This is a genomic window from Metabacillus rhizosphaerae (assembly GCF_037201795.1).
Taxonomy (GTDB): domain Bacteria; phylum Bacillota; class Bacilli; order Bacillales; family Bacillaceae; genus Metabacillus; species Metabacillus rhizosphaerae.
Genome location: NZ_CP147403.1, coordinates 5099221 through 5125062, shown reverse-complemented (window position 1 = coordinate 5125062; position 25842 = coordinate 5099221). Strand labels below are relative to the sequence as shown.

Genomic DNA, 25842 nt, shown 5'->3' with positions numbered 1-25842 from the left:
ATGATCTTATTTGAACTATTTTGGATGTTCTTATTAATTGGTTTTGTCTCATTTGGTGGAGGGTATGCGATGATCCCTGTCATTGAGATGGAGATTATCAATAAAGGCTGGATGACGACACAACAGTTTACAGATGTTATTGCAATTGCGGGGATGTCGCCTGGACCAATTGCCACTAATAGTGCGATATTTGTAGGGTACCAGATTAATGGGATCACAGGTGCAATCGCAGCTGGATTAGGTATGGTGATTCCGTCCTTGTTGCTTGTTATAATCATTGCAACCTTTTTCTATCGAATTAGTAAAAATAAGCATGTTGAATCTGCATTTTATGGATTACGTCCAATTATTACAGGCCTAATTGGTTATGCAGCGATTAAATTTGCAATCAGCAATCATTTATTAGATTCTTTTTCTTGGTATTCAGGTAGCTTACTAGTTATATTCGCATTGTCTCTATTTTCTTTAATAAAGCTTAGAATTCACCCTGCATTAGTCATAGTGATGTCAGGTGTTTTGGGAGCTGCAATTTATTCATAACAAAGTGGAGTTGAAGGAGTGAACTGTTTGGAAGTTAGATATGCTATTAACGATAACGTACTAATACGTAATCTCAACAAACATTATGGGATAAAGGTTGAAAGTATAGCTTTTATTCCAATGGGGGATTCAGCTTATTCTTACTATGTAAATTGTAATAATGGTGACCGATACTATCTGAAACTATTTGACCATGGAAATGATAGACAAAGAAGAAGTATTGAACGACTTACATACTATTTGCCGTTAACTTTGCAATTGTATCATCAAAAACTATTTCAAAACATTACATTTCCAATAAAAAATCAAATCGGGGACTTGAAAACAACGTTAAACGAGATAACTTTAGTAATGTTTAACTTTATAGAGGGAGAGACATTGGCAGAAGCATATCCCTTCTCAGAAGAGCTTCTTGAAGAAATTGCTCAATCCATGGCTATCATACATCGGATTACCCATTATATAAACTCCTCTCAGATTTTAACGGAAACCTTTGACATCTCTTTTGAAAAAGATCTAGAGAAGTGTATATCCGTACTTGAAGGTATCATTACATCAGACAACAACATAATAAAAACATTACGCGAGCAAGTGTTATTGAAGAAGGAAAGAATTTTTTTCTTACTGAATTACGTTCGGAAACTTCGGGAACTTATTATAAAAGATAAAAAAGACATGGTATTATGTCACGGAGATTTATGGGGGGGAAATATTATACGTAATTCTAATGGACTATATTTTATTGATTGGGAATCTGCATTGGTTGCCCCGCCAGAATTTGATTTAGTTGGTTATATAGACAAGGAGTTTGATGTGTTCTTTTCCTCTTATAAAAAGTATTACGGTCAAGATGTGACCATAAATTTCGATTTATTGCGTTTTTATTCCTATCGCCATCATCTTCGCAATCTTACCAATTGGATAATGAATATTCTGTATCGAAACACGCTAGAAGAACAAAATGAAAATGATTTGGAAATGATAGTGTACCATTGTATGAATCGTTGGGATCGTATCGAACCGAATGTCAGAACAGTCGAGGCTATAATAAAGAATCATTAGATTTAACATCCTTTTGAACTATCGGATGAATCAAATGAACAGCACTACCGTTTTCCAATGCCAGCTTAAATAAGTACTTCAACAATCGTCGATAATTGTTCGTTGTAAACGTGAGAAGGAGGATGAAATGATGAATGAAAATGGTACACTACATAAGTCAAACGGTCGTTATGCTTTAAGATTTGAACGATTTTTTCCACATAATCCTGAAGATGTTTTCCTTTTTATAACGAATCCTTGTTACTTCTCCCAATGGTACCCTTTCGCAACAGGGGAGATGGATCTCAGACTGGGTGGCAATATTGCCTTCGATGACGGTGAAGGAACGACATATAAGGGGACCATTACAGAGTTAGAAAAGCCATATTTATTTGGTTTCCGTGAAGTTGATGATCTTATAAACATTTCATTGCAGGAAGAGGATAAAGGGTGTCGAATGATCTTTATCCATACTTTTAACGATGATTCATGGGCAGTTAATACCGCGGCAGGATGGCATAGGTGTCTGGATGTATTGATGCAAATTTTCAATGGTAAACCAATTAAGTGGCACGATAACTCAACTGAACTGCGTAAAATCTATAGTGAAGCATTTAATATAGGACGTTAAAAAAAAGATATTCCATTATACGAAAGGGCGCTAAAAGGAGAACACATATTAGTCATATCTAATATGTGTTCTCCTTTAGCTTTAAGGATTTTTATCATTTAGGTCTTGATAATGTAAATAATCCAAGCGTTTTAATTTAACGTCCTATTGAATTAGTGACACCAAATTTTATATTAAGCATTTAAAATTCTAATAGGATCTTTTATTAATCTCCACCCCCGCCACAGCTTGAGCAAGAACTACCGGACGAGCAAGAACTACAGGAGCTAGCCGATCCGCAACTTGTACAACTTGATGAACTGTTGCTGCTAATTTTCATGTAACTTGTAAATTCATCATAATGAAAATAAGAAACAGATAAGAAAGGAACGAGCATTGTGTTATAATTTTCCTGACTTTTGCTTTTTTTCATTTTTTCTCGTATTACGCTTTTTTCATAATCTTTTACCTTATTTGCAGTTTTTTTCATGGAAGAGATAAGCGAGAGTACAGTAGTACTATATTTGGTATCACTATTAAAATATATATCTATAAGTTCATTTTCTGGTAAATTTTTAAACTCATCAATGATATCCGGGTGTACAGGGTACCTGAAAAACCCCTTATAAAGATGGATATTCTCTTTTCTTATGTGAAAAAGTTCAGCATACACCCAATCAAAAAATCCTCGCAAATCAGGATCAGGTACTACATTTACATTTGGACTGTGATGAAGAATAGTCCCTAGATATTTCTTCGAAAAATCATCATACTCACGGGTGAACATGAGCATCTGATGCCACAGTTCATCGACTTTCTGGCTAAACATTGGAGACTCTTTTAATAGAGAAGTCAAAATAAAATAACGTTTTAAATCTAATAGACGCCACTTGTACTCATTTTCTTTTAACTTATTCTCTCTCTTTACCCTTTCTTCTACGTTTTCCATATAACTATTACTTAGAGACTTCTCCAGGTCATCACTTAGTTTTTTTAACCCTTTAATTGGTTTTATCTCTAATGATATTGGAGATAAACTAAATTTAAATGAGAGTTTTTTGCGTAAAAATAAAATAAACCAAATAACTACTGCAAGCAGGAGTAACCATTCCATCTAATCTCCCTCATTCCTATTAGAACATTTTAATAGCTTTTAATCTAAAAATAGTACAGCTGTTGTTTTAACTACAGAAAACAAAAAGAGTATCCCGTAATATTAAACCCTTCACTAAAACGATACTTTCTTCATTACTATTACGAATTTCATTGTGAAAGGTTCCATATTTTACATTTTTTTTAATTTTCACTATTCAACTCCCTGGCTGGTTAGTATAATAAGTTCCAAATAAAAAGCGTACCTTTCAGCAAAAAGCCAAGGGGTACACTTTTGTTTGCAGTATTTTGCTAAGTGAGGTCATACCTTAAAGTTTGTTTAATATATTTTCTCATCAAATGTACTTGTGAGAGCCGTCACAGTTAGGCATCTTTTGTGATCGTCCACAAGTGCAATCATTTAATCCCTTTCCACCCAGAATTTTCTCCATACATTTTTCAATCCTTGATACTCGAGTTTTGGATTGTTTGGGCTGAGAAAAATGAAAAATGTAGGCTCTTTGCCGTCCGGGTGTCAAGCTTTCAAAAGCAGTTTTCAAGGCGGGGATTTCATCGAATTTATTTTGAAGTTCTTCAGGAATGATGATTTCTTCTGTTTTCTTTTTAAAATTCACTTCCAAACCGGCTTTTTCAACTTCAATGGCTTCATGAATATAAGCTTTCAAGATAGGTTCCATTTCAACTATTTCTTGAACATTGGTGAACCGAATCTGGCGCGCCGCCTGTACATTTTCCGTTTGTTGGATTAGAATCCCATGGGCATCCTTTAACAAAGCACCTTTGTGAAACAGAAGCGCACAATATTCTTTAAATCCGTGTATTAAAACGATGTTTTTTTTCTCAAACGTATAACAAGGATGCATCCACTTAAATTCTTCGGTCAGTTCACAGTCAAGAACGATCTTTCTCAATTTCTCAGATTCTTCCTTCCACTTTTTTGCGTTACTTAAATATTCGTCAACCTTAGGATTCATTCTACTATTTGTCATTAAGGAACACTCCATTTCAATTTATCGATCAGCTGACAGTCAAGAATGATCATTCTCGGGTTTCTCCAATTCTTTCTGTCACTTTTTTCTTTATTTGGATATTCATCAACCTTTTTTAAAAGGTAAGAAAGTATAGTTTTGTACTTAGTTTTGGTGTCTAGCTCCAGCGCCTAGCCCTCGAGGTGCCTGAGGCTGATCAAGGCACTTGCGCTTTTCATTATGCTAAATAATTAATCAGTCATAGCCCCCACAGAGGTACTATTTTTAAACTTCTTCGGAGTGATTCCAGTATATTTTTTGAAGACCTTAGTAAAATAACTTTGGTCATGAAAGTTTAACATGGTGGAAATTTTCAATAAGGAATAGTCAGTAAATGTTAACAACGACTTTGCTTCATCTATTTTTGTACGTTGAATATATTCAGCTATTGAAATACCTACTTCTTTTTTGAATAGAGAGGATAAATAATTAGGATGCATATCTACAATTATAGCCAGGCTTGTAAGTGTTATATCCTCGTAAAGGTGGGTAAAGATATAATTTAAACACATATTAATTGGTTTTGAGTATTTCTGTTGCTTATTTTTTCGGACGCGCTCAGCGAAATCACTTAAGGCTTGTTCCAAAAATGCATCAACTTTTTTCGTATCAGGTAATTCCTCTAAGTCTTGAATATATAAGTCGCTTAGGGTATAGGCAATTTCATGATGAAGACCACCATCCATTGCTGCGCGGGTAGCTAAAGTGATAGCTGAAATCCCCAGGTTTTTTTTACTTCGCAAATGACTTTTTTTAGATAATACCCCCATTTCACCATGTTCTGGACTTAACTTAAAGATTTTTAAAAATTCATCTTTTCTACCTTCTTTTATACATTGAAAGATCTTTTTTTCATACATAAAATCATGGTGAAACGACACATTTTCACGTCTCTGTGAGATGCTAATATGTGGATCTGTTATGTTTAAATTTTGACCTACAACTGAATTATTTTTAAGAATAATATCTGCAGGATCTAGTGCTTCTTGATAGATCATATAGTAAAGCTGCACACTAATGGTGATAAATTTGATAGTAGATACCCGTGGAAGTGATTGATAATAATGAATTAACTCCTCACGTAAATCCTTTCGATCTGACAGATCATAAACAAGTGAACTTAGCCTTTCATTTGTAAGTTCTGTTGAAAGAGTTGGGCCTACAATGATTATCCCTTTGTATTGATTTTGATTATTTATATGAATTAAAAAATAGTTTTCATAGAATTGTGTTGTTCCTAATAAAGGAAATGTAAATAGATCCTTAGATAAGTGAAATTGTTTCAACAAATCCTGTAGAGACTTGTTGAAAGGATTCCTCCTATTAGAAGTAGTATATTCAAACTCCACTTCTTCATCTTCATTTAGGTAAATGACAGACATGTTATTGGCTTCATAAATTAGTTTGCAAATATACTGTAAATCCTGTAATTTCATTTCCATCTCCTCAAAAATTACTATTTATATAAGCATATCATACCTAAAATAAAATATTTAAAAAAAGACAAAATTATTAAATAAATACCAAAAAATAAATAGGTTACTATTTATAATTGGTTTATAGAAATTAGAAAGCGGTTACTTAAATTACTTTCTTGGAGGGATTAACATGACGAAAGATATTAAAGCTTTACTATCAGAAATGACATTAGAAGAAAAAGCTGATCTATGTTCAGGTAAAGATTTTTGGAATTTAAAAGGAATTGAGCGACTAGGTATACCATCTATTATGGTAACAGATGGTCCGCACGGATTACGTAAACAAAATCTAGGTGCAGATCACTTAGGGTTATTTGATAGTGTACCTGCAACATGCTTTCCATCAGCTGCGGGTATGGCTAGCTCATGGGATCGCAATCTAATTCAAAAAGTTGGGGTAGCTTTAGGTGAAGAATGCCAAGCGGAAGATGTTGCTGTCCTTCTAGGGCCAGGTGCCAATATTAAACGTTCTCCTTTATGTGGACGTAACTTTGAGTATTTCTCTGAAGACCCGTACCTTTCATCAGAAATGGCAGCTAATCATATTAAAGGTGTTCAAAGTCAAGGTGTTGGAACATCGCTTAAGCATTTTGCTGCAAACAATCAGGAGCACCGAAGAATGTCAACAGATGCAATCGTTGACGAAAGGACATTCCGTGAAATCTATCTAGCAAGCTTCGAAGGTGCTGTTAAGCAATCACAGCCTTGGACGGTCATGTGTTCTTACAATAAAGTAAACGGTGAATTTGCCTCTGAAAATAACTATTTATTAAATGAAATTTTAAAAGAAGAATGGGGCTTTGAAGGCTTTGTCGTTTCTGACTGGGGAGCTGTAAATGAACGTGATGTTGCTCTGGCAAATGGTCTAGAACTCGAAATGCCGGCTTCAAAAGGAATCGGAGAGAATAAGATCATCGAAGCGGTTCATAATGGTACATTAACTGAAGAGAAACTTGATGCTGCAGTTGAACGGATTTTACGTATTATTTTTAAAGCTGTTGAAGAAAAGAAAGAAAACGCAACTTATGACAAAGAAGCGCATCATCAGCTTGCTAGAGAAACAGCTAGAGAAAGCATGGTGTTATTAAAGAATGAAGATAGGATTCTTCCTCTAAAAAAAGAAGGAAATATCGCTGTAATTGGTGAATTTGCTAAGGCTCCAAGATATCAAGGTGGAGGAAGCTCTCATATTAAACCAACGAAGCTCGAAAACATAGTTGAGGAAATCGAAAAAACAGCTGGAGAATTAGTAAATGTTGCTTATGCTCAAGGCTACTACCGTGATAAAGATGCAATCGATGAAGACTTAATTGAAGAGGCAAAAGTAGTGGCTTCACAAGCAGATACGGTTATTTTGTTTGCGGGTTTACCAGATCGCTATGAATCTGAAGGCTATGATCGTGTACACTTACACATTCCTGAAAATCAAACGCGCCTTATCGAAGCTATTGCTGAGGTTAACCCAAATATTGTAGTGGTGCTAAGTAATGGATCACCAATTGAAATGCCATGGTTAGACAAAATAAAAGGATTACTTGAGGGCTATCTTGGAGGTCAAGCACTAGGTGGGGCAATTGCAGATATCTTATTCGGAGATGCAAATCCAAGTGGTAAGCTTGCAGAAACATTCCCTAAGCAGTTAAGTGACAATCCCTCATATTTGTTCTTCCCAGGTGAAGGGGATAGAGTTGAGTATCGTGAAGGGATTTTCGTTGGTTACCGTTATTATGATACAAAAAATGTAGAGCCTTTATTCCCCTTTGGTTATGGACTAAGCTATACAACATTTGAATATAGCAATCTAACAGTTAGTTCTAAAGAAATTAATGATACTGATAGGTTAACAGTTACAGTAAATGTTAAGAATACTGGAGCTGTTGCAGGTAAAGAAGTTGTTCAGCTTTATGTTAGAGATGTTGAAAGCAGTGTAAGCAGACCTAATAAGGAAATAAAAGGGTTTGAAAAAGTAGAGTTACAGCCTGGAGAGGAAAAAACGACTTCCTTTATATTAGATAAGCGTTCATTTGCTTACTATAATACAGAACTAAAAGATTGGCATGTAGAAAGTGGAGAGTTTGAAATATTAGTAGGAAAAAGCTCTAAAGAAATTGTCTTAACAGAAAAAGTTCAAGTTGAATCGACTGTAGAACTTCCTTTTACTGTTAACCGCAATACAACAGTAGGTGATCTGGTTGTAAACCCTAAAGTAGCGCCACTAGCGAAAGAACTTTTAGTAAAAGCCCAAGAAGGCAGTCCATTTGCAGCAGCAGGTGAAGAGCAAGGCGATTTTTCAGAGATGATGGAAGCGATGATGAAGTATATGCCATTGCGAGCTTTATCGAACTTTAGTGATGGTAACTTTACGGAAGAAAAGCTACAGGACATGATTCAACAGTTGAATGACATACAGAAAAAGCAGGTTACGAACTAGGATGAAATAAGGAGTGGCTCACATAATTAGAGTCACTCCTTATTTACAATTATTCAGTATTTATTTATATCGATATAATATAATGTATTTACAAGTAAGGAATCGATTTTCGCGTAAAAAACCAAAAGGAAGAAATGTTGAATCGATAATTTGAGTAGGGGAAAGGACAAGGTAAGTTCATTCACAGAGTTCACTGATATAAACGCTCCAGCCATTATAATGTAAGGGTTGGAGCTTTTTTTCTGTAAGTTATGCTTAATCACCAACTTTTCAAGTAGGCTTAGTTACGTATAACCACCTGTTATAACCTATGCATTTGTTGCAATTTACCTTAGTAGTCAACCGTGATATTGTAGTAATAGATAAAATATATCCACTTAAAATAATATACTAAGAGAATAAATAGAAAGAAGGAGTAAATATGAAGGAAGAATGGAAAAAAGTCTTTCAACTTTTTTGGTCTTTTTTCAAGATTGGGCCTGTTACTTTTGGTGGTGGCTATGCCATGATTCCTTTAATAGAAAAAGAAGTTGTTCATAAGAAGAATTGGGTGAAAAGTGAGGATCTTACAGATGTTTTTGCTATTGCAGGGACAATACCAGGTGCAATAGCAGTAAATGCAGCAACTTTTATCGGTCACCGAATTGCTGGTATAAGAGGAGCTATTGCAGCAACGTTAGGAACTTTACTTCCAACCTTTATCATTGTACTTGTGCTTTGTGGGTTGCTCTCTAGCTTTCAGGAAAATCCATATGTTGAATCAGCATTTTTCGGCATTCGAGCTGCAACTGTCGCCTTAATTGTTTACGCAGGGATAAAAATTGCAAGGACATCGTTATTGGATAAGGCAACGTTTACGTTAGCACTTAGCATGGTTTTAGCTATGTTGATTTTTCACTGGCATCCAATTTTCGTGATCTTTTTAGGTGCATTATTAGGGATTCTGATTATTAAAATAAAAGAAAAATTAGGAATGATTGTAAGGTTTGAGAAAAATGAAGAAAAAGAGATTGAGAATAAGGCGTACTCGGTTAAGAAACAGGTAGGAATGTAGGGAGGATTTGTCATGCTATTACAATTATTTGTTCTATTTTTTATCATTGGAACTGTATCATTTGGTGGAGGATATGCCATGCTTCCTGTAATAGAAAGGGAGGTAACTAGTAAGGGCTGGATCACAACAGCTGATTTTACCGAGACGGTTGCCTTAGCAGGAATGACTCCAGGTTCTATTGCTTCTAATAGTGCAACAATAGTAGGGTATAAGGTTGCAGGATTACCAGGAGCTATTATCTCTTCCATTGCTATGAGTTTACCATCCTTAATCCTTATTTTAGTTATTGTCCTATTTTTCTATAAATTGCATACAAACAAACTTGTAAAATCTGCCTTTTATGGATTACGACCTATTGTAACTAGCCTAATTATCTATGCTGCGATTCAGTTTGCCATCTCAAATGGTGTCATTTCAACCACAGTATCTTGGGATATGATTAGTCTACTATTAATCTTCGGTATATCATTGACTTCTTTATTATATTTTCGAGTTCATCCTTTTATAGTAATTTTGGGTGCTGGTGTTGTTGGTACGTTGATTCATTAAGTATTCACCTTCAATACCACTCATCAAAAAGATAATATATTCTCAAATTCTCATGACGTTTTCCACCACTACACGACAATTATAACCCAATAAAGTATCCTCTATTGTTAAGCTAGCCTAAACATTATTATAGTGCTTGTACTACTACAAGTCCTGTTTAGGTAAGTGGCTAAAAACCTCACTTTTGACCAGACATTCAAAAAAATTCACAGACATAAAATAAAGGAGGTTTAAGTCATTTACCTCTGTTTTTTAAACATTCTTGTCTAGAATTTCAATTAATGTAATTACCAAAACCTATTAAACTAATAATATGTAAACACTTACAAAAGTCGTTTTTGTTAAAAGTAGAAAGGAACTAACTAATGAATAATGAAAAATACTTTATATTTAACAAGGAAACATGCCTTGATTATCAAGGTCCTGAATTAAAAAGCGTTAATCATTTCTTAAAGGTCTTGGCTAGAGATAAGGACAAAGTATTTCAAGAAAATTGTAGCCAAAGAAAAACCACAATTCTTTTCGTTCTGGATGAAAAGAATCACGACAACCTGAAAGCTGAACAGTACTCTATTCAGTTCTCAGATGATTTGTCTGAAATGAGAGTAGTTTCAATTGATGAATTAGGAATTATCTATGGCATGCTTTATGTTAGTGAAAAATTTCTTGGTGTTGACAAGTTTTGGTTTTGGAATGACTGTGAACCTTCAACAAAAACAATGATCAAAATTACCCCCGACCACTTTCTTTCAGATGTAGCCAAAGTTAGGTTTAGAGGTTGGTTCATCAATGATGAGGTTCTCATTTCAAAGTGGGAATATAAGAATTCGAATACCAATGTATGGGAAATGGTATTCGAAGCATTATTGAGATGTAATGGGAATATGGTGATACCTGGAACAGATATTGAGAATCCAGTCTATAAAAATATCGCTAGTGAGATGGGACTGTGGATTACACATCACCATGCAGAACCGCTTGGTGCCCAAATGTTTAACAGAGTTTACCCTAATGAAAATGCTTCATATGTAGAAAACGAACCATTATTCAAAAAGTTATGGAACGATGCGATTATCGAACAGCAAAATGATAAGGTGATTTGGAATATCGGTTTTAGAGGACAGGGAGATCGTCCATTTTGGATAGATGATCCGACGTTTGATACCGATGAGAAAAGAGGAGCTCTCATATCTAAAATAATGAGGGACCAATACGAAATGATTGCAGAATATGAAAGAGATCCTGTTTGCTGTGTCAATCTATACGGGGAAATAACTGATTTGTATAAAAAAGGATTACTAGAATTACCTCAAGGAGTTATCAAAATTTGGGCAGATAGTGGGTATGGGAAAATGGTGACGAGAAGACAAGGGAGCCACAACCCTAGAATCCCTTCTATTCCTGAAAAACACGATAAAGGACCTCATGGTATCTACTATCATGTAACATTTTATGATCTTCAAGCTTCAAATCATTTGGCGATGCTGCCTAATACCCCAGCTTTCGTGAATGATGAGCTAAGCCAGGCTTTTGACAATGATATGTGCGAATTCTTGATTGTAAACTGTGGAAATATTAGACCACACCTCTATTTTTTAGATTTTGTTAGTCAACTATGGAAAAAAGGTAAAATGAATTCTGCTAAATTTCTAAACGAGTACGTTTCCCAGTACTATCCTTCATATATAGGTGAAATGAGTAAATATTTGAATGCTTACTTTGATGCGGTTATTCAGTATGGTAACTTTGACGATGAACGAGCGGGTGAACAATTCTATCATTTTGCAATCCGGAATCTAGCTAAACAATGGATTGTTTCCCAAGGATATGAGAGTGCTAAAAATGTATATTGGGCAACAGGAGAGACAGACTTAAAAGAACAATTTGACTGGTTCAAAAATAAGGTCGAAGGAAAACGATCTATCTGGGAATCATTATTAGAGAATGTTAAGGCTTTGGTAGCAGAAGCCAGTTCGATCGAACAAAAAAGAATTCACGATCAGTTGCTCATTCAAGTGCAGATTCATAAGAATGGTTGCAAGGCACTTTATTCTTTCACAAAAGCATTTGAAAAGTTTCAAACAAATGAGTATCTAGATGCATATTTACTTGTAAATGACGCTATGCAAGAGATAAAACAAACGATGGATATAATGGAAAAGCCAACCTATGATAAGTGGCAAGGTTACTATGATAATGATTGTCTAACGAATGTTTCATTAACTTTTTATACGTTAGAAACTGTAAGAAGATATATTAGAATGTTTGGGGAAGGACCGACATTTTACAATTGGGAAAAAAAGTACCTTACTGATACTAGAGAAAGTTCGGTTATGTTATTGACAAATAAAACAAATCAATTGATGGATGATGAGTTAATTAATGGGTTATTAGAAAGGAAATAAAATTTTAAACTAAACCACTAGAAAAGAACGTTTTTAGTACTTGGTATAATTTTATTAGACCAAGAATTCAAGATAAGGAAAATAATCCGAATTATCTAGAGCCGTCACTACGATTAACCAATCCAACTGCATTGATTGTTGCGGATAATGTATTACAACGTGGGCAGAGATTTTCAATTCGTCATGTAAAGGAATCAGTATAATATGATTGAGGAAGGGTTACCAATTGGTTTATCGCTGATGGTATCCCTTTTTTAGTTTTATATTAGACTGTTTCGGCAGTCCTTTTTTTCTTGGTCCTTAATCAGTTAAAACGACAAGAAAATGGTACAATTTAGAAAAAAGGGGGCTGGAGGTTAATTTATGGGCTTACTTGTTATAGCAATCTTATTAGTGTATTTGTTTGATTTCACAAAATTAAGAAAGCAAAATCAAACAATAATTGAGCAGAATGAAAAGGTTATATCTTTATTGGAAGAGATTAAAAATAAATAACCATAGTTATTCAAGATAGGGCGCAATTCTGTAATAAATAGGAACACTTTTTTCACCGTAAGCAGGATAGTAGAAGAAGGAGCTATTCTAAACTATCAAGAAATAAAGACTGTAAATTATTTAGATGAAGGAGATGCATCATTCAAGTAAGTTTAAAAGCTATAAAGAGGAGTTGGGTTTTCATCAAAGGAGGAAGAATTATGTCCAATAACATAAGACCGAGAAGAATAATTTTAGATTTAGCAGTTACTTTAGATGGTTTTATAGAAGGGAAAAATGGGGAAGTTGATTGGTGCATAATGGACTCTGAGATGGGGTTTATTAATTTCTTAAATCAAATTGATACTATTTTATATGGAAGAAAAAGCTACGATTTATGGGGACAATTTACTCCAGAACTTGAAGATACTGATACAGAAAAAGAAATTTGGGAATTAGTTCATAGTAAAGAAAAATATGTGTTTTCCAGAACGCAAAAAGGAACTGATAATAAATCCACATTCATAAATGAAAATATTCTTGAAGAAGTAAATAAATTAAAGAATAAGCCTGGTAGAGACATCTGGCTATATGGTGGTGCAAGTCTTATTACAACTTTTATCAATTTAGGACTTGTTGATGAATTTAGATTATCTGTTCACCCTGTTATTTTGGGAGAAGGAAAACCGTTGTTTATTGATATAAAACAGAGGGTGAATTTAAAAATAGTTAATACAAAAACGTTCTCCTCTGGAGTTGTGCAACTAATCTATCATTTGAAAGGGAATTAATAATATTGCACAATCAAAGATAAAAAACAGTTACTTCTTCAACAAAAGAGCACGCTTTTTAAACAGTAAAGGGTTCCATTTTTGAGGTGCTTGCAAGCAACCCATTTTATTCTTCAACTCTTGCATTGCACCCATTACTTTAATTGTAATTCTTCACAATGTTTATTTACTTAATTTCACTTATTTTGTTTAGCTCGTTCATTTGGCTATCACATCAGAGGATAGGCTCCCGGGACTCAACTTCTTTCATCTTCTCATTCTTCATATAGACAAGATTATTGACGCCGCTTTTTTCACTGTGCTTTTGAGGTATACTCATGAACTCTGCAAAATCCAGTTTTTCATAAAGCTTAATGGCATTTGTGTTGGTATCTGCTACCTCTAAAACATATTCGTGGTATGAAGTTGAATCCATTATCGATTTTAGCAGTTCAGTCGCCACACCATGTCCTCTATAATTTACCGACGTCGCCACAAACTCTATTGCACCCATATTTTCAGAAATTTGAAAGGGATATGGCTTTTTCTCAAATTCTTTTTTGAGAATTACATAAGCAATACTTCCCATGAATAAGCCAAGATGCTTTCTAAATTCACTATATTTCAATCTCACTGAAGGTATATTTTTTGTAGAGCAGGCAGCTATAGCCGCAATATTATCGTCAACTACAGCCGTATAGAAGACCTCTATATTAAACATATGGGCAAATGTCTTGTAAAGTTTAGCTTTATCCTTTGAAAAATATTTCAGCCATTGATAGAAGCCGTCTACAAAGATTGTACTCATCTCATTTCTTATATTTCTTTCTGCTTCACTAGCACGAATAATATTCATAGTCTATCCCTCTATTCTTTGTGAATGCTTCAACTCGATTATTAAGAACACATATCTTTCCAGCATATAAAGCATGCTTAAATTGGTTCTTTAGTTGACAAAACGATCCATTTCATTATACTCCTTTAAGTGAATTACATAATAGGCACGTACTCGTTCGGCTATATATATGTACCTTATTCAACAACGATGACCTTTTCTGGAATAAATTACAATTTTAAGATAGTCCATATAAATTCCTTCCCTATTCAAGAATATGGCCCGATTACTTAATAAGAGCTAAAGACGATTATTCCACTTAATTGCCCGTTTACCTTGGGTTTCCTAGAACTGAATATTAAAGAATATCATTATATGTGAAACGAGTTGATTACATGAAAAAGAAAGTAGTCATAAAATCTCAACATTTGTTTTTTCTTAGTTTCTACTTTGATAATCACATTGAAAATTATCTTTAAAAATGAGTGGTGCGCATTCTTGTGAAAATTCCGTGTTATATTTCCTTACATGTTAATGTGAAGATATAAAAAGACGTGATATTTTTATATTAACAAAAAGTTCAGATAATTTAGGAGGAAATCATAATGAAAAACATCGGACATTTATCATTTTTAATATTAGTAATAAGAGTTGTATTTTCAAAAAAATCTCCTGTTATATATTGATGATTAATTGAAATAAACATTCTTATCATTGTTGATCAATAACGGTACTCAGGCGAGAGTAAATAAATATGATTTTAATTTAAGTTAAGTTAAATAGTATCTTGGAACTTAAAACTATAGCACCAAGAGAATTACAAGGTGGTCTTTATGAAGAAAACAAATGGTCAAACATCGGTATTAGTTTTATCAACTGTGTCAATGATTGTCTCATTTACCGTATGGTCGGTTTTTGCACCGATTGCTACAGAAATTCAAAAAATTTATGAGCTAAGTATTACTCAAAAAAGCATTCTTATTGCTACCCCAGTATTACTGGGGTCTGTAATGCGTATTCCAATGGGGATTTTAACTGATCGATATGGCGGGAGAAGGGTTTTTGCACTGACTATGTTACTGCTAATCTTCCCCATGGTTGGAGCAGGTTTTACAGATTCTTTTGCCATGTTGTTATTTTGGGCATTCTTTATCGGGATGGCAGGAACAACCTTTGCTATTTCCATAACCTATGTATCCAAATGGTATCCTCCAGAAAAACAAGGTTTGATCTTAGGAATTGCAGGGATGGGAAATTTAGGATCAGCTGTAGCAAATTTCTTGATACCATCCATTTTTAGCGCTTATGGTCTTTCATGGGTGTTTTGGAGCCTTTCGATTGCAATGGCATGTATGGCAATTCTTTTCTGGGTAGGAACAAAAGATGTACAAGCAACAAGTAAACATAAGACTTTAAAGGAATCTCTTTCCGTATTGAAATTTAAAGAAACATGGTATTTATCGGTTTTTTACTTCCTTACATTTGGAACATTTGTGACTTTCAGTATTTATTTACCTACATTTTTGAATGATCTCTTTAGTATTTCAGCCCTTGAAGCTGGAATTATAACAGCTATATTTGTCGTATTGGCGACGCTTATACGTCCAATTGGTGGCTATCTTTCCGATCGTTTTGGAGCAAAAGGGTTGTTGACTCTAGTTTTTAGCGGAGTAACATTATGTGGAATGTTCATTGCTTTTACAATGGAAAACTTCCTTTTCTTTAGTATAAATTGTTTGATCATTTCTATATTGGTAGGGATAGGAAATGGTGCAGTTTTCAAAATGGTACCTGAAATCTCTAATGGAAATACAGGTGCGGTAACAGGGATTGTCGGGGCAATTGGAGGAGTTGGAGGCTTTTTTCCACCAATTATCCTTGGAATGACAAAAGATTTAGCGGGAGATTATGTTTTAGGTTTTCTACTATTATCTATTCTCTCCCTTTTTTGCTTAATCCTTAATCATAAGGGAGTTAATAAAACAAGTATAAAAGTAAGTGCACAGAAAAGTGCATAATACACATATAGTCTGGAGTGAAAGCACCTGCACATCTAGTGCAGGTGCTTTTTATTTCTTTATTGAGAGGTTCATTATTCTTGAATAAAATTTGATCATTTACTCTGCTACTAAACCATGCCTAAAAGCATAAGAAGCAAGCTGTACACGGTTCTCAAGATGAAGTTTCTCTAGAAGGTTCTTTATATGATTCTTTACTGTATTTTCTGAAATGACAAATCGCTGGGCTATTTGTTTATTGGTTTCACCAAGTGCTACCCTAGAAAGGATTTCACATTCCCGTGGTGTTAAAGATAATGGACTAGGTTCTTCGATGTTATCTTCTACAACTCTAAAACGATATAACAAACGGCTAGCAATTTCTCGTGAGACTTCTGTATGATCTCCAACAAGAGCAAGAAGGTACTCGATCCAGTCATCTTGCTCCATATTTTTTAGTAAATAACCTTGTGCACCGAATTGAATGGCTGTAAACAAATCTTTTACATCATCGGAAACGGTTAACATTACAACTTGTATTCTAGGAAAAGCTTTCCTAATTTTTCTAACTGCTTCAAGTCCATTTAATCTTGGCATGTTTATATCAAGAAGCAGCAACTGAGGTTGTAGTTCTTTACAGAGTTCAAATGCTTCATGGCCATCTGATGCTTCCCCTACAACATAAAAATTTTCATTTGTTTCTAGCACACTTCGAATGCCTTCTCTTGCTAGTGGATGATCATCAGCAATGACTACACTATAACGCTTCATTGGTTGTTCTCCTTTGTTACGATTATTTCTGTTCCACCCATTTTCCTTTTTATAATTTCAAATTTTGCACCTAATTGTTTTGCCCGTTCCTGCATCATAGATAATCCATATTTCCTTTCGTTACTCTTTTTCGTATCAATTCCATTACCATCATCAGCAATTTTAATTTTCCATTTATCTTGTGTTCCCTTAATTTCAATCAGTGCATTAGAGGAACCAGAATGTTTCCTAATGTTGGTGAAAGCCTCTTGGATAATAGCGAAGATCTGAACCTCTTCTTTTACAGAAAAGCTATTGTAGGGAATATCTATTTTTTCTTCTATATCTATTCCAGTTATAGAACTCCATTCTGAAAGCCACTTCGAGAGTCTGTTGCTTAATGAATCGTTTACTTCAGGTTTTGATCGAAGGTTAAATATAGCCTGACGCATATCATTATCAATGACCGAAACAGCACGGGAGGCGGCTTTAATGTCACCTTGCTTCAATTTAATATTAAGAAAGAATAGTGATTGAGCAATTCCATCGTGAAGCTCACGTGCAAGTCTCTCCCGTTCTTCATATACAGCGCGTTTTGACTGTTCCTCAACCAGTTTATCATTTGTAGTTCTTATCATACGAAACACCCAAAAAGAAAACAAAAGGGAGAGTATAAAAGTAAGGATTGTAATATATAAATTTCCTGTCTCCATCGATAAGTGTCCCAAAAGAAATTCATGACGAATATATTCGAAACCCCCAATTAATAGTGTAGGCAAAATAATAGTTAGCAACTGTAAAATGCGATAAGTCATATAGTCCCTCTCCTAATTAAACATAATCTGTATAAATATAATAACCAATTACATAACTCGATTCTAAGCTAGCTAAATTGTGGTGTTTCTATGAGCTATTTAAATTGTGGTGTTTCAGGAGTACAATTTAATAGGGTCATTTTAAAGTATGTTGAGTATTGTAATTCTTAATAATTTTTTTGATATTCTAACGTCCTTTGCCTAGAAAACTATTATACCTTTATATCCATGGTGACTATAGTTGATATAAAATCTTCACGTTTCTTACACAATTTTTTTGATGAAAAGTAAAATAATAAATAAGGAGATTAAAAATGCTGAAAGCAAAGCAAATAGAAAATGAAAAGCAAACTAATTCCTCTCTATATAAAACGGTATGGAGGTGGCACTTTTACGCAGGTCTTATCCTCGCACCTTTTCTTATTATTCTAGCTGTTACCGGTTCAATATATTTATATAAACCTCAAATCGAGAATGTTATCTATAAAGATTTTTATGAGGTGGTTCCAAAAGGGGAGAGGGTTTCAGCATCAGAACAAATTAATGAAGTAAAAAAACAATATCCTGATGCTGTTGTGACGATGTATCGGCCTGGAGAATCAGAAGATCGTTCTAGTGAAGTAAGTATTATGAATCTTGAAGAATCACTTACGATCTTTAGTGACCCTTATACAGGAAAAATAATAGGAGAATTAAATAACGACGAACGAATTATGAACAAAATTGAAGAGTTCCATGGTGAGTTAATGGCTGGGACACTTGGTGACCGGATCGTTGAATTGGCGGCTTGTTGGGCGGTCATTCTCGTTATTACTGGATTTTATTTGTGGATTCCCAAAAAGAAATTTACGATTAATGGGGTGCTTGTTCCACGATTTAATAAAGGCAGTAAGATTCTCGTTAGAGACTTGCATGCTGTTCCTGCATACTGGATTATGGTAGGAATGCTTTTTTTAATTATGACAGGACTACCCTGGTCAGGATTTTGGGGAAGTAACTTTCAAAATATAGCAACTCAGTCAGGAACGGGATATCCACCTTCTATTTGGACTGGTAGTGCTCCAATTTCAACTATCAAAACAAAGGACATAGCAGATGTACCATGGGCTGCTGAGAACTTAGACATACCTTCTTCTGAAGTAGATGGATTTATTCCATTATCAATAGATGAAGTTGTCACAATTGCAGATCGGGAAGGAATTGATCCGAGCTACACAATTTATCTTCCTAGTGAGCCAACAGGAGTGTACACATTATCAGCTTTTCCACCAAAAGCACAGGATGAGATTACAATGCATGTTGATCAGTATACAGGAGCAGTTTTATCTGACTATCGTTTCGATAATTATGGATTTGTCGGAAAGATAGTGGCTATGGGAATTACCTTACATAAAGGTACGCAGTTTGGGTGGTTTAATCAACTTATTAGTCTTATCATCTGCTGGGGAATTATATTTGTTTCTTTGAGTGGCTATTATCTTTGGCTTGTTCGAAAAAAGAAACATGATATTAGTGCACCTAAAGCACCTAGTGTAAGGAAAATAAGAGCATTTTTCATTCTATTAATTGTACTTGGTATTTTATTCCCATTGGTTGGATTGTCTCTTATTATCATTTGGTTAATAGATTGGCTGTTGATTCAAAGGATCCCAAGATTAAAGAAGATTTTTAATGCTTAAAAGGGGAGAACATAGGATGAGGAAAAAATTTATATCTATACTATCTATGTTATTTGTATTTTTATTAAGTGCATGTTCTAATCAACAGGCTGTCGAAAAGCTATATGCACAGGAATCCCCCCTTAAAATAGAAGTGTTTATTCCGGAGTCGTTCTCGGCTAATAAAAAAGAGACCATAAAGGTACAGCTAAAACAAGATGGAAAACCATTGGAAGAAGCCGATTATGTCCATTTTGAGATTTGGAATCAAGAGGGTTCGGTCTATTATTCAATGGAATCAGCTATTGCAGAAGGAAACGGTATATATAGTTTAAGCAAAGATCTAGATGTAGAAGGTCTTTATTTTATTAAAGTACATGCTAGTAACAATGGTTCTATCATCACACCACAAAAGCAATTTGTTGTAGGAAAGTTAACAGAAAATGATGAGAAATTTTTAAATAAGGGAACAAAAGTAGAAATCGAGGGCCATGAACATCACCACTAATGCTATCTTAAACTCATGTAAATGATATATTCTTCAACAGTCTAGGTGCGACTGTTGAAGCGCTAGTAATAATTACCATATTTATAAGGATCAACTTTACAAGCATGAATAATACTATTATTAAGAGTAAGTTAAATGATTATCAATAGGGATATCCATTATCCAAACTAAATCAACGTTAATGAAGTGCCTTAAATCCTTGTCATTATTGGGTTTGAGGCGTTTTTTTATAATCACAGTACTCACGATAAAGAACTAGCTTGCCTGTGCGCATAAAAAGCCCTCTCAATTGAGAAGGGCTTTTTTTTGTCGATTTCACTCCACAAAGTGTGAATAAATGATCTATTAAAATTTTATCCTTTTTTAGTTATATATGAGATGTATTTATCCAAATATCTAATTTTACTAATCATAGGGCGGAGCCTATTTTTTCTACTTTACAATTATTAACTTAATCTTTACGCCAGGAAAATATTAAGTTAACAATCTATCAGTATATTATTAGTTGAATACAAGTTGAATACAAGTTGAATACCGAGAGAGGTGAGAGCAAATCAAATCTCAACTTTTACATAGCTGAGAAGAAATTAGTAGGTTAATTAGTGGTTTAAAAAGTGAAGTTTCAAAGTTTTTAAGAGTCTAGCAAAAAAGAAGTAAGTGGCCAATTTAATGATTGTTAAATTAACTCTAAGAAGGAGATAAACAAAATGATGAAAAAATTATCAAAATTCTTTCTAACAGTAGGACTTATATCCACTTTAGCAGCGTGTGGGAATGGAGCGAGTTCATCATCTTCTGCTTCCGCTGATACAGCAAACAAGGGGTGGCCAGAAGAACTGACGTTAGTTCAAATGCCTAATGAAAACAATCCAAATGCAGCTTCTATGCATACAGCATTGAGAGATCACCTTTCTAAAGAATTAGGAATTGAGGTGAAAGAATTTGAAGGTGGCAGCTATGCTGTTGGAATTGAAGCTCTAGCAAGTGGGAAATTAGATGTTATGCTCGCTAGTCCAATGAGCTATTACCAAGCCAATCAACTGGCGGGAGCGGAATTGTTAGTTACTCCTCAAGTAGAGGGCTATGAATATTACACGGCTTTTATTACTAAAAAGGATAATGAAGAAATCAACAATATGGAGGATTTAAAAGGAAAGAACTTCGCGTTTGTTAATGCAGCCTCTTCTTCAGGGTATCTTTATCCAAAGGGAACCTTGGTTCAAGAGTTTAATCTAGATCCAGATTCAGTTGAGCAGTCTAGCTACTTTTTTGAAAATGTTACCTTTTCAGAATCTCATCCAAATAGTGTCATGGGGGTAATGATGGGTGACTTTGATGCAGCGGCAGTGGCTATTGGTCAGCTGGATAGTATGATTGAGGCAGGAACAATTAAGGAAGATGACTTCAAAATTATCGGACAAACACAGGACATTCCTGATGCTTCTTATATTGTTCGCGGAGATTTACCTGAAGATTTTAAAAATGCCTTAAAGGATGCGTTTGTATCATTTGAAGATGAGAAATATTTTGAAGCCGTCCATAATGATCCAAAGGCTCGTTTTGTAGCTACTGAACAAGACTATTATGATCCTACGATTGAAATGCTAGATGCTATTAATGCGTTAGAGGAAGAAGCGAAATGAATCCATTATTATCAATAAAAAATTTAGTTAAAGTCTATGGTAAAGATACACGTGCTTTGAATGGAATAACTTTAGATTTTTACCCAGGTGAATTTATTGTTGTCATTGGTCCATCTGGTGCTGGAAAGTCCACATTTATCCGTTGCATCAATCGCCTTGTGAACCCGTCCGAAGGGAAAATTATATTCGACGGGCAGCATCTCGAGAAACTTAGTGGGCGGAAGCTAAGAAAAGAAAGGTCCAAAATTGGGATGATTTTTCAGCATTATAACTTGGTTGGCAGAACGAATGTGATTAAAAATGTTCTTCATGGCCAATTAAGCAGCACTCCATTATACAAGAGCTTGCTAGGGCTCTATCGCCATGAGGATAAGCAAGAAGCTGTTGAACTTCTAAAAAAAGTGGGTCTTCAAGACCAAATATATAAACGAGCCGATGAGCTTTCTGGGGGGCAAATGCAGCGGGTTGGAATTTGTCGAGCAATTTTACAGAGACCAAAGCTGTTGCTCGCGGACGAGCCGATTGCGTCACTGGACCCGCTCTCTGCCAATATTGTCATGCAGCAACTACATACGATTTCTTTAGAGAAGAAATTAACCTGTATAGTGAATCTCCACCAAGTGGACTACGCCAAAAAGTATGCCACACGAATTATTGGGATTAAAAAAGGGGCGGTTGTTTTTGATGGAGCCCCATCTCGATTAACGGATGCAATGATTCAAGAAATCTATGAAGGAAAAGAATCACAAATGATACTTCAGGGTAAGAGTGGAATGCAATTGGCTGTGGGGCAAAACGATGAATAGTAAAATAATTCCTAAGATCCCGCTCGATCAAAGAGATTCTAAAAGAACCTTTGTAATTGTGGCAGTCATCTTTGCCGTGTTAATATTTTCAGTTTATTATTTAGAGATTTCCTTTATAGAGATGCTCATGGGCTTACCAAGCTTTGTTATGTTTTTCTTTGAAAAGTTCCTTCCGCCAAACACGGAGAATTTACAGCAATATATTCCAGCGGTGATCGATACGCTTGGTTATGCGGTCATTTCAACCTACATTTCTACGATTATTGCGTTTGTTTTCGGGATATTAATCTCGGAAAATACTAATAAGTTTAAAACATTAAGGGTGTTTACCCGCGGTTTTGTATCGGTTTTACGAAATATTCCTTTTATTATTTGGGGAGCCTTATTGGTTTATATTTTCGGTATTGGTGGGATTGTTGGAGTTTTGGCATTGATTCTTGTAACAATCGGATTTTTAAGTAAAAGTTATGCAGAATCGATTGATGAAATTTCAGGAGACAAGCTTGAGGCGTTACGGGCGAATGGTTCCTCTTATTTTCAAATCTTGTTTCATGGTGTCATCCCGCAGTTTGTTCCAGCTTGGATTAATTGGACGTTATTTGCCTTTGAAATTAATGTCCGAGCGTCTGCTGTTTTAGGTCTTGTTGGGGCTGGCGGTATTGGTGTTCTAATAGATACAAATATTAATTTGTTTAAATATGGAGAAGCAATTACCATTATTGCCGTAATCGTCATGATTATTTTATTAACAGAGTTAGTAACCAATTCGATTCGTAAACGTTTCGTCTAATTAAAGTAAGGAGATTGAAAACACAATGGAGCACATTCGAGTCACTTCAAAAGGAAGTGTTGGTAAGTCGATTCTTCTTGTTCTTATATTGGGAGCTGTGTTTTTTGCAGCTGTAAAGCTTATCAATTTAGATATGCAAAAATTTTATGAACGGTTAGAAAATGTTCCCGTCGTCTTAAGTAGAATGATGGCTGTCGATTTTTCAATTGTTCCTGATGCACTTTTGAATATTGTGACCAGTTTAGCATTGGCTTTGTTAACATTGGTTGTAGCTGTTTTTTTAGCAATGTTTTTAAGTTTTTTAGCAGCATCAAATATTGCACCGAATCGATACTTAGCGATTTTTATAAAAGGATTTTTTGCCATCATTCGCTCTGTTCCTTCGCTGGTATGGGGGTTAATGGTGATTGCGAGTCTAGGGTTTGGCAATGTGTCAGGATTTGTTGCAATTTTGATCTCTGCTGTCGGCTATCTGACCAAAACTTTTACAGGGAGTATTGAAGAGACGGGCGGAGAGATTATTGAAGCGATGAAGGCAACAGGGGCTTCTTGGTTTAAAATTATTTATCACGGATTGATTCCGCTTTGTATTACCGCTTTTGTTGCTTGGATTACCGTTTGCTTTGAAACCAATGTTTCAGAATCAATCGGTTTAGGAATCATAGGGGTCGGCGGGATTGGTCTTTTATTGACACAAGCGATTAATACGTATAACTATGCACAAACAACCACGATTGTCATTATGATTTGTTTACTCATGGTTGTGCTTGAACTGGTGATGACGAAGATGAAAAATAAGATTAAATTTGGAAACAGTTGATTGTAGGAGGAAACTAAGATGATGAAAAATGCTAAATTAAATTGGGTTCGCTTGCCCATTGATAGTCTAGAAAACTGTAGGGAGTTAGGTGGATACAGTACCGAATATGGGGACCAAACAAAGTGGCACTCGTTTTTAAGATCAAGTGATATGAGCAAGCTCTCTAAAGAGGAAATCGTCTTTTTAGGAGAGTATGGGGTGAAAACTGTCATTGATCTGCGAGGAGAAGATGAAATTGAAACACATAAAAATCCACTTGCGGAAGAGGATTTTTGTGAATACTATAACATCCCATTTATTACCGAGAACGTTTCAGATATTACTGTAACTTCATATGAGATTTCAATGGGAGATTTTTATATTGATTTATTGGAGCAAAAAAACGATTCTGTAAAAAGAATTTTTGATGTGATCGCTCAAGCAAAAGCAGGCTGCATCGTCTTTCATTGCGCGGCTGGAAAAGATCGAACAGGGATCTTAGCCATGCTGCTGTTAGGCTTAGCAGGAGTAGAAAAGAAAGATATTGTCTCAAATTATGAAGTAACCTACACGAACCTGGAGTCCATGCATCAGATTGAACATCCTTATGGAAATATTCCAAAGGAGTACATGTATTCAAATCGTGACTATATCATAAGAGCATATGAATATATCCTTCATACCTATCAAAGTGTTGGACAATATTTACTGACAAAAGGTGTGGAGCAGGATGTGATTGATCTAGTAAGGGAACGATTATTAGGTCTAGGTGAAACTGTTGCATCATAGTGACATCCAGAAGGTAAAAAGGAGAAGTGTTAAAGCACTTCTTTTTTTGTTCAATTAATAAATAAATTTACTAACAACAATAATGTTATGATGGATCTAACAATATAACTTATCAAAAGGCCAATTATTAAGTGAATAGGATAAACTTGATTGATCTTCCTTCCCATTAGACGATAGAAGTCTCAAATGATCTTGCGGAACATTATAGATTTATATAGAATTAGTGTGTAATTCTGTTTGAAAGGAATTGTAAAAATGACCCAACACTCACTGGTTGACATAGCTTATAAGAAAATTCGCGAAAATTTAATTAATGCAACTTATATGCCAGGACAGTTTCTATCGGAAAATGGATTAGCAAAAGAATTAAACATGAGTCGCACTCCAATTAGAGTTGCAATCTCCCGTTTAGAGTCAGAGGGATTTGTCGCAACAATTAAAAATCGTGGAATTATAGTGAAAGAGATTTCAATGAAAGAAATGTTAGACATTTCGCAAGTAATCTTACTTTTACAAGAGTTTTCTGTAGATGAAGTAGCGGAGAGGGGCAACCGCTTCGATCTTGAGGAATTGAGAATGTATTTAGACCTGCAATTTGAAGCAGAAAATAATATGGATTACTATGAATATATTCAAAACTACATTCTTTTTACTCGTTGTATGATTGCATCTGCTAACAATAATACAATGTTGGACTTCATGGATTCCTTGAAAGATAAATTTGTACGAATGGCTATGGTTAATTGGAAATTGACCCCTAACCAAAAGCATTATTCTGCTAATCAAATGAATAAATTAATTTATGAAGCTATTTGTTCGGAAAATTATTCTAGAGTTAAGCAAATTTGTAAAGAAACTTTATCAAAAAGTCGAGAAAGAATCATTAATTCCGTTTCATTATAAATCTATTAATGCAACAAATAACTGACTCAGTTGGCATTATCATGGTAGATTCCTTT

At 34.8% G+C, this 25842-nt stretch carries 24 protein-coding genes; 18 read left to right on the top strand and 6 right to left on the bottom strand.

Annotated features, from left to right (window positions below; all coding sequences use genetic code 11):
• The 3 genes from WCV66_RS24395 to WCV66_RS24385 all read left to right on the top strand — a co-directional run bounded on the left by WCV66_RS24395 (position 1) and on the right by WCV66_RS24385 (position 2212).
• Positions 1-540 carry a chromate transporter gene (locus tag WCV66_RS24395; RefSeq protein ID WP_338787201.1) on the top strand — a complete coding sequence of 180 codons (540 nt, stop codon included), beginning with the start codon at positions 1-3 and terminating at the stop codon, positions 538-540.
• Between the two features lie 27 nt (positions 541-567).
• Positions 568-1602 (top strand): phosphotransferase, encoded by a 1035-nt coding sequence (locus WCV66_RS24390; RefSeq protein ID WP_338787200.1) that lies wholly within the window; start codon positions 568-570, stop codon positions 1600-1602.
• 127 nt (positions 1603-1729) lie between these two features.
• Positions 1730-2212, top strand: a complete 483-nt coding sequence (locus tag WCV66_RS24385) for an SRPBCC family protein (protein ID WP_413789612.1) — start codon at positions 1730-1732, stop codon at positions 2210-2212.
• A gap of 205 nt (positions 2213-2417) precedes the next feature.
• Here the strand turns inward: WCV66_RS24385 and WCV66_RS24380 are convergent, their stop codons facing one another.
• The 3 genes from WCV66_RS24380 to WCV66_RS24370 form a co-directional block, all read right to left on the bottom strand.
• Positions 2418-3305, bottom strand: coding sequence for a hypothetical protein (locus WCV66_RS24380; protein ID WP_338787199.1), 888 nt, complete (start codon positions 3303-3305; stop codon positions 2418-2420).
• Positions 3306-3639: 334 nt separating this feature from the next.
• Positions 3640-4293 (bottom strand): DUF1801 domain-containing protein, encoded by a 654-nt coding sequence (locus WCV66_RS24375; RefSeq protein WP_338787198.1) that lies wholly within the window; start codon positions 4291-4293, stop codon positions 3640-3642.
• A gap of 230 nt (positions 4294-4523) precedes the next feature.
• Positions 4524-5768 (bottom strand): helix-turn-helix domain-containing protein, encoded by a 1245-nt coding sequence (locus WCV66_RS24370; RefSeq protein ID WP_413789611.1) that lies wholly within the window; start codon positions 5766-5768, stop codon positions 4524-4526.
• A gap of 172 nt (positions 5769-5940) precedes the next feature.
• Here WCV66_RS24370 and WCV66_RS24365 point away from each other — a divergent pair, with 172 nt between their 5' ends.
• The 6 genes from WCV66_RS24365 to WCV66_RS24340 all read left to right on the top strand — a co-directional run bounded on the left by WCV66_RS24365 (position 5941) and on the right by WCV66_RS24340 (position 13514).
• Positions 5941-8241, top strand: coding sequence for a glycoside hydrolase family 3 C-terminal domain-containing protein (locus WCV66_RS24365; protein ID WP_338787196.1), 2301 nt, complete (start codon positions 5941-5943; stop codon positions 8239-8241).
• Positions 8242-8662: 421 nt separating this feature from the next.
• Positions 8663-9295, top strand: coding sequence for a chromate transporter (locus WCV66_RS24360; RefSeq protein ID WP_338787195.1), 633 nt, complete (start codon positions 8663-8665; stop codon positions 9293-9295).
• A gap of 12 nt (positions 9296-9307) precedes the next feature.
• Positions 9308-9844, top strand: a complete 537-nt coding sequence (locus WCV66_RS24355; protein WP_338787194.1) for a chromate transporter — start codon at positions 9308-9310, stop codon at positions 9842-9844.
• Between the two features lie 365 nt (positions 9845-10209).
• Positions 10210-12249 carry a glycosyl hydrolase 115 family protein gene (locus WCV66_RS24350; protein ID WP_338787193.1) on the top strand — a complete coding sequence of 680 codons (2040 nt, stop codon included), beginning with the start codon at positions 10210-10212 and terminating at the stop codon, positions 12247-12249.
• Between the two features lie 363 nt (positions 12250-12612).
• Entirely contained in the window at positions 12613-12744 is a 132-nt protein-coding gene (locus WCV66_RS24345; RefSeq protein WP_338787192.1) for a hypothetical protein, read from the top strand.
• 200 nt (positions 12745-12944) lie between these two features.
• Entirely contained in the window at positions 12945-13514 is a 570-nt protein-coding gene (locus tag WCV66_RS24340; RefSeq protein WP_338787191.1) for a dihydrofolate reductase family protein, read from the top strand.
• 214 nt (positions 13515-13728) lie between these two features.
• On the opposite strand, the gene WCV66_RS24335 is transcribed toward WCV66_RS24340, so the two are convergent.
• Positions 13729-14349 carry a GNAT family N-acetyltransferase gene (locus WCV66_RS24335; RefSeq protein WP_338787190.1) on the bottom strand — a complete coding sequence of 207 codons (621 nt, stop codon included), beginning with the start codon at positions 14347-14349 and terminating at the stop codon, positions 13729-13731.
• An 812-nt stretch (positions 14350-15161) separates the two neighbouring features.
• Between WCV66_RS24335 and WCV66_RS24330 the strand changes: the two genes are divergently transcribed.
• The gene (locus WCV66_RS24330) at positions 15162-16346 is read left to right on the top strand and encodes a nitrate/nitrite transporter (RefSeq protein WP_338787189.1); all 1185 of its coding nucleotides are present in this window, start codon (positions 15162-15164) and stop codon (positions 16344-16346) included.
• A 99-nt stretch (positions 16347-16445) separates the two neighbouring features.
• Here WCV66_RS24330 and WCV66_RS24325 read toward each other — a convergent pair whose 3' ends face one another.
• Positions 16446-17096: a response regulator transcription factor gene (locus WCV66_RS24325; protein ID WP_338787188.1), complete on the bottom strand. Its 651-nt coding sequence runs from the start codon at positions 17094-17096 to the stop codon at positions 16446-16448.
• On the bottom strand, positions 17093-17890 hold the full coding sequence (locus tag WCV66_RS24320) for a sensor histidine kinase (RefSeq protein ID WP_066324209.1): 798 nt from the start codon (positions 17888-17890) through the stop codon (positions 17093-17095). Before WCV66_RS24320 ends, WCV66_RS24325 begins: the two co-directional genes overlap by 4 nt.
• Before the next feature lie 314 nt (positions 17891-18204).
• On the opposite strand from WCV66_RS24320, the gene WCV66_RS24315 reads away from it, so the two are divergent.
• The 8 genes from WCV66_RS24315 to WCV66_RS24280 all read left to right on the top strand — a co-directional run bounded on the left by WCV66_RS24315 (position 18205) and on the right by WCV66_RS24280 (position 25786).
• Positions 18205-19569, top strand: coding sequence for a PepSY domain-containing protein (locus WCV66_RS24315; RefSeq protein ID WP_338787187.1), 1365 nt, complete (start codon positions 18205-18207; stop codon positions 19567-19569).
• 16 nt (positions 19570-19585) lie between these two features.
• Positions 19586-20056: a FixH family protein gene (locus tag WCV66_RS24310; RefSeq protein ID WP_338787186.1), complete on the top strand. Its 471-nt coding sequence runs from the start codon at positions 19586-19588 to the stop codon at positions 20054-20056.
• A 707-nt stretch (positions 20057-20763) separates the two neighbouring features.
• Positions 20764-21699, top strand: coding sequence for a phosphate/phosphite/phosphonate ABC transporter substrate-binding protein (locus WCV66_RS24305; protein ID WP_338787185.1), 936 nt, complete (start codon positions 20764-20766; stop codon positions 21697-21699).
• Positions 21696-22505, top strand: a complete 810-nt coding sequence (gene phnC, locus WCV66_RS24300; RefSeq protein WP_338787184.1) for a phosphonate ABC transporter ATP-binding protein — start codon at positions 21696-21698, stop codon at positions 22503-22505. The genes WCV66_RS24305 and phnC overlap by 4 nt, the downstream gene beginning before the upstream one ends.
• The gene (phnE, locus tag WCV66_RS24295; protein ID WP_338787183.1) at positions 22498-23295 is read left to right on the top strand and encodes a phosphonate ABC transporter, permease protein PhnE; all 798 of its coding nucleotides are present in this window, start codon (positions 22498-22500) and stop codon (positions 23293-23295) included. The genes phnC and phnE overlap by 8 nt, the downstream gene beginning before the upstream one ends.
• A 25-nt stretch (positions 23296-23320) precedes the next feature.
• Positions 23321-24115 carry a PhnE/PtxC family ABC transporter permease gene (locus WCV66_RS24290; RefSeq protein WP_338787182.1) on the top strand — a complete coding sequence of 265 codons (795 nt, stop codon included), beginning with the start codon at positions 23321-23323 and terminating at the stop codon, positions 24113-24115.
• 18 nt (positions 24116-24133) lie between these two features.
• On the top strand, positions 24134-24883 hold the full coding sequence (locus WCV66_RS24285) for a tyrosine-protein phosphatase (protein WP_338787181.1): 750 nt from the start codon (positions 24134-24136) through the stop codon (positions 24881-24883).
• Between the two features lie 255 nt (positions 24884-25138).
• The gene (locus WCV66_RS24280) at positions 25139-25786 is read left to right on the top strand and encodes a GntR family transcriptional regulator (RefSeq protein ID WP_338787180.1); all 648 of its coding nucleotides are present in this window, start codon (positions 25139-25141) and stop codon (positions 25784-25786) included.
• Positions 25787-25842: the final 56 nt, after the last annotated feature.

What these genes read in the sequence shown, in the direction of transcription:
- phnE (WP_338787183.1), top strand. Translation starts at nt 22,498, where the DNA reads ATGAATAGTAAAATAATTCCTAAGATCCCGCTCGATCAAAGAGATTCT.
- WCV66_RS24335 (WP_338787190.1), bottom strand. Translation starts at nt 14,349, where the DNA reads ATGAATATTATTCGTGCTAGTGAAGCAGAAAGAAATATAAGAAATGAG.
- WCV66_RS24325 (WP_338787188.1), bottom strand. Translation starts at nt 17,096, where the DNA reads ATGAAGCGTTATAGTGTAGTCATTGCTGATGATCATCCACTAGCAAGA.
- WCV66_RS24305 (WP_338787185.1), top strand. Translation starts at nt 20,764, where the DNA reads ATGATGAAAAAATTATCAAAATTCTTTCTAACAGTAGGACTTATATCC.
- WCV66_RS24320 (WP_066324209.1), bottom strand. Translation starts at nt 17,890, where the DNA reads ATGACTTATCGCATTTTACAGTTGCTAACTATTATTTTGCCTACACTA.
- WCV66_RS24350 (WP_338787193.1), top strand. Translation starts at nt 10,210, where the DNA reads ATGAATAATGAAAAATACTTTATATTTAACAAGGAAACATGCCTTGAT.
- WCV66_RS24375 (WP_338787198.1), bottom strand. Translation starts at nt 4,293, where the DNA reads ATGACAAATAGTAGAATGAATCCTAAGGTTGACGAATATTTAAGTAAC.
- WCV66_RS24360 (WP_338787195.1), top strand. Translation starts at nt 8,663, where the DNA reads ATGAAGGAAGAATGGAAAAAAGTCTTTCAACTTTTTTGGTCTTTTTTC.
- WCV66_RS24315 (WP_338787187.1), top strand. Translation starts at nt 18,205, where the DNA reads ATGCTGAAAGCAAAGCAAATAGAAAATGAAAAGCAAACTAATTCCTCT.
- WCV66_RS24370 (WP_413789611.1), bottom strand. Translation starts at nt 5,768, where the DNA reads ATGAAATTACAGGATTTACAGTATATTTGCAAACTAATTTATGAAGCC.
- phnC (WP_338787184.1), top strand. Translation starts at nt 21,696, where the DNA reads ATGAATCCATTATTATCAATAAAAAATTTAGTTAAAGTCTATGGTAAA.
- WCV66_RS24395 (WP_338787201.1), top strand. Translation starts at nt 1, where the DNA reads ATGATCTTATTTGAACTATTTTGGATGTTCTTATTAATTGGTTTTGTC.
- WCV66_RS24355 (WP_338787194.1), top strand. Translation starts at nt 9,308, where the DNA reads ATGCTATTACAATTATTTGTTCTATTTTTTATCATTGGAACTGTATCA.
- WCV66_RS24285 (WP_338787181.1), top strand. Translation starts at nt 24,134, where the DNA reads ATGATGAAAAATGCTAAATTAAATTGGGTTCGCTTGCCCATTGATAGT.
- WCV66_RS24345 (WP_338787192.1), top strand. Translation starts at nt 12,613, where the DNA reads ATGGGCTTACTTGTTATAGCAATCTTATTAGTGTATTTGTTTGATTTC.
- WCV66_RS24365 (WP_338787196.1), top strand. Translation starts at nt 5,941, where the DNA reads ATGACGAAAGATATTAAAGCTTTACTATCAGAAATGACATTAGAAGAA.
- WCV66_RS24310 (WP_338787186.1), top strand. Translation starts at nt 19,586, where the DNA reads ATGAGGAAAAAATTTATATCTATACTATCTATGTTATTTGTATTTTTA.
- WCV66_RS24385 (WP_413789612.1), top strand. Translation starts at nt 1,730, where the DNA reads ATGATGAATGAAAATGGTACACTACATAAGTCAAACGGTCGTTATGCT.
- WCV66_RS24280 (WP_338787180.1), top strand. Translation starts at nt 25,139, where the DNA reads ATGACCCAACACTCACTGGTTGACATAGCTTATAAGAAAATTCGCGAA.
- WCV66_RS24380 (WP_338787199.1), bottom strand. Translation starts at nt 3,305, where the DNA reads ATGGAATGGTTACTCCTGCTTGCAGTAGTTATTTGGTTTATTTTATTT.
- WCV66_RS24330 (WP_338787189.1), top strand. Translation starts at nt 15,162, where the DNA reads ATGAAGAAAACAAATGGTCAAACATCGGTATTAGTTTTATCAACTGTG.
- WCV66_RS24290 (WP_338787182.1), top strand. Translation starts at nt 23,321, where the DNA reads ATGGAGCACATTCGAGTCACTTCAAAAGGAAGTGTTGGTAAGTCGATT.
- WCV66_RS24340 (WP_338787191.1), top strand. Translation starts at nt 12,945, where the DNA reads ATGTCCAATAACATAAGACCGAGAAGAATAATTTTAGATTTAGCAGTT.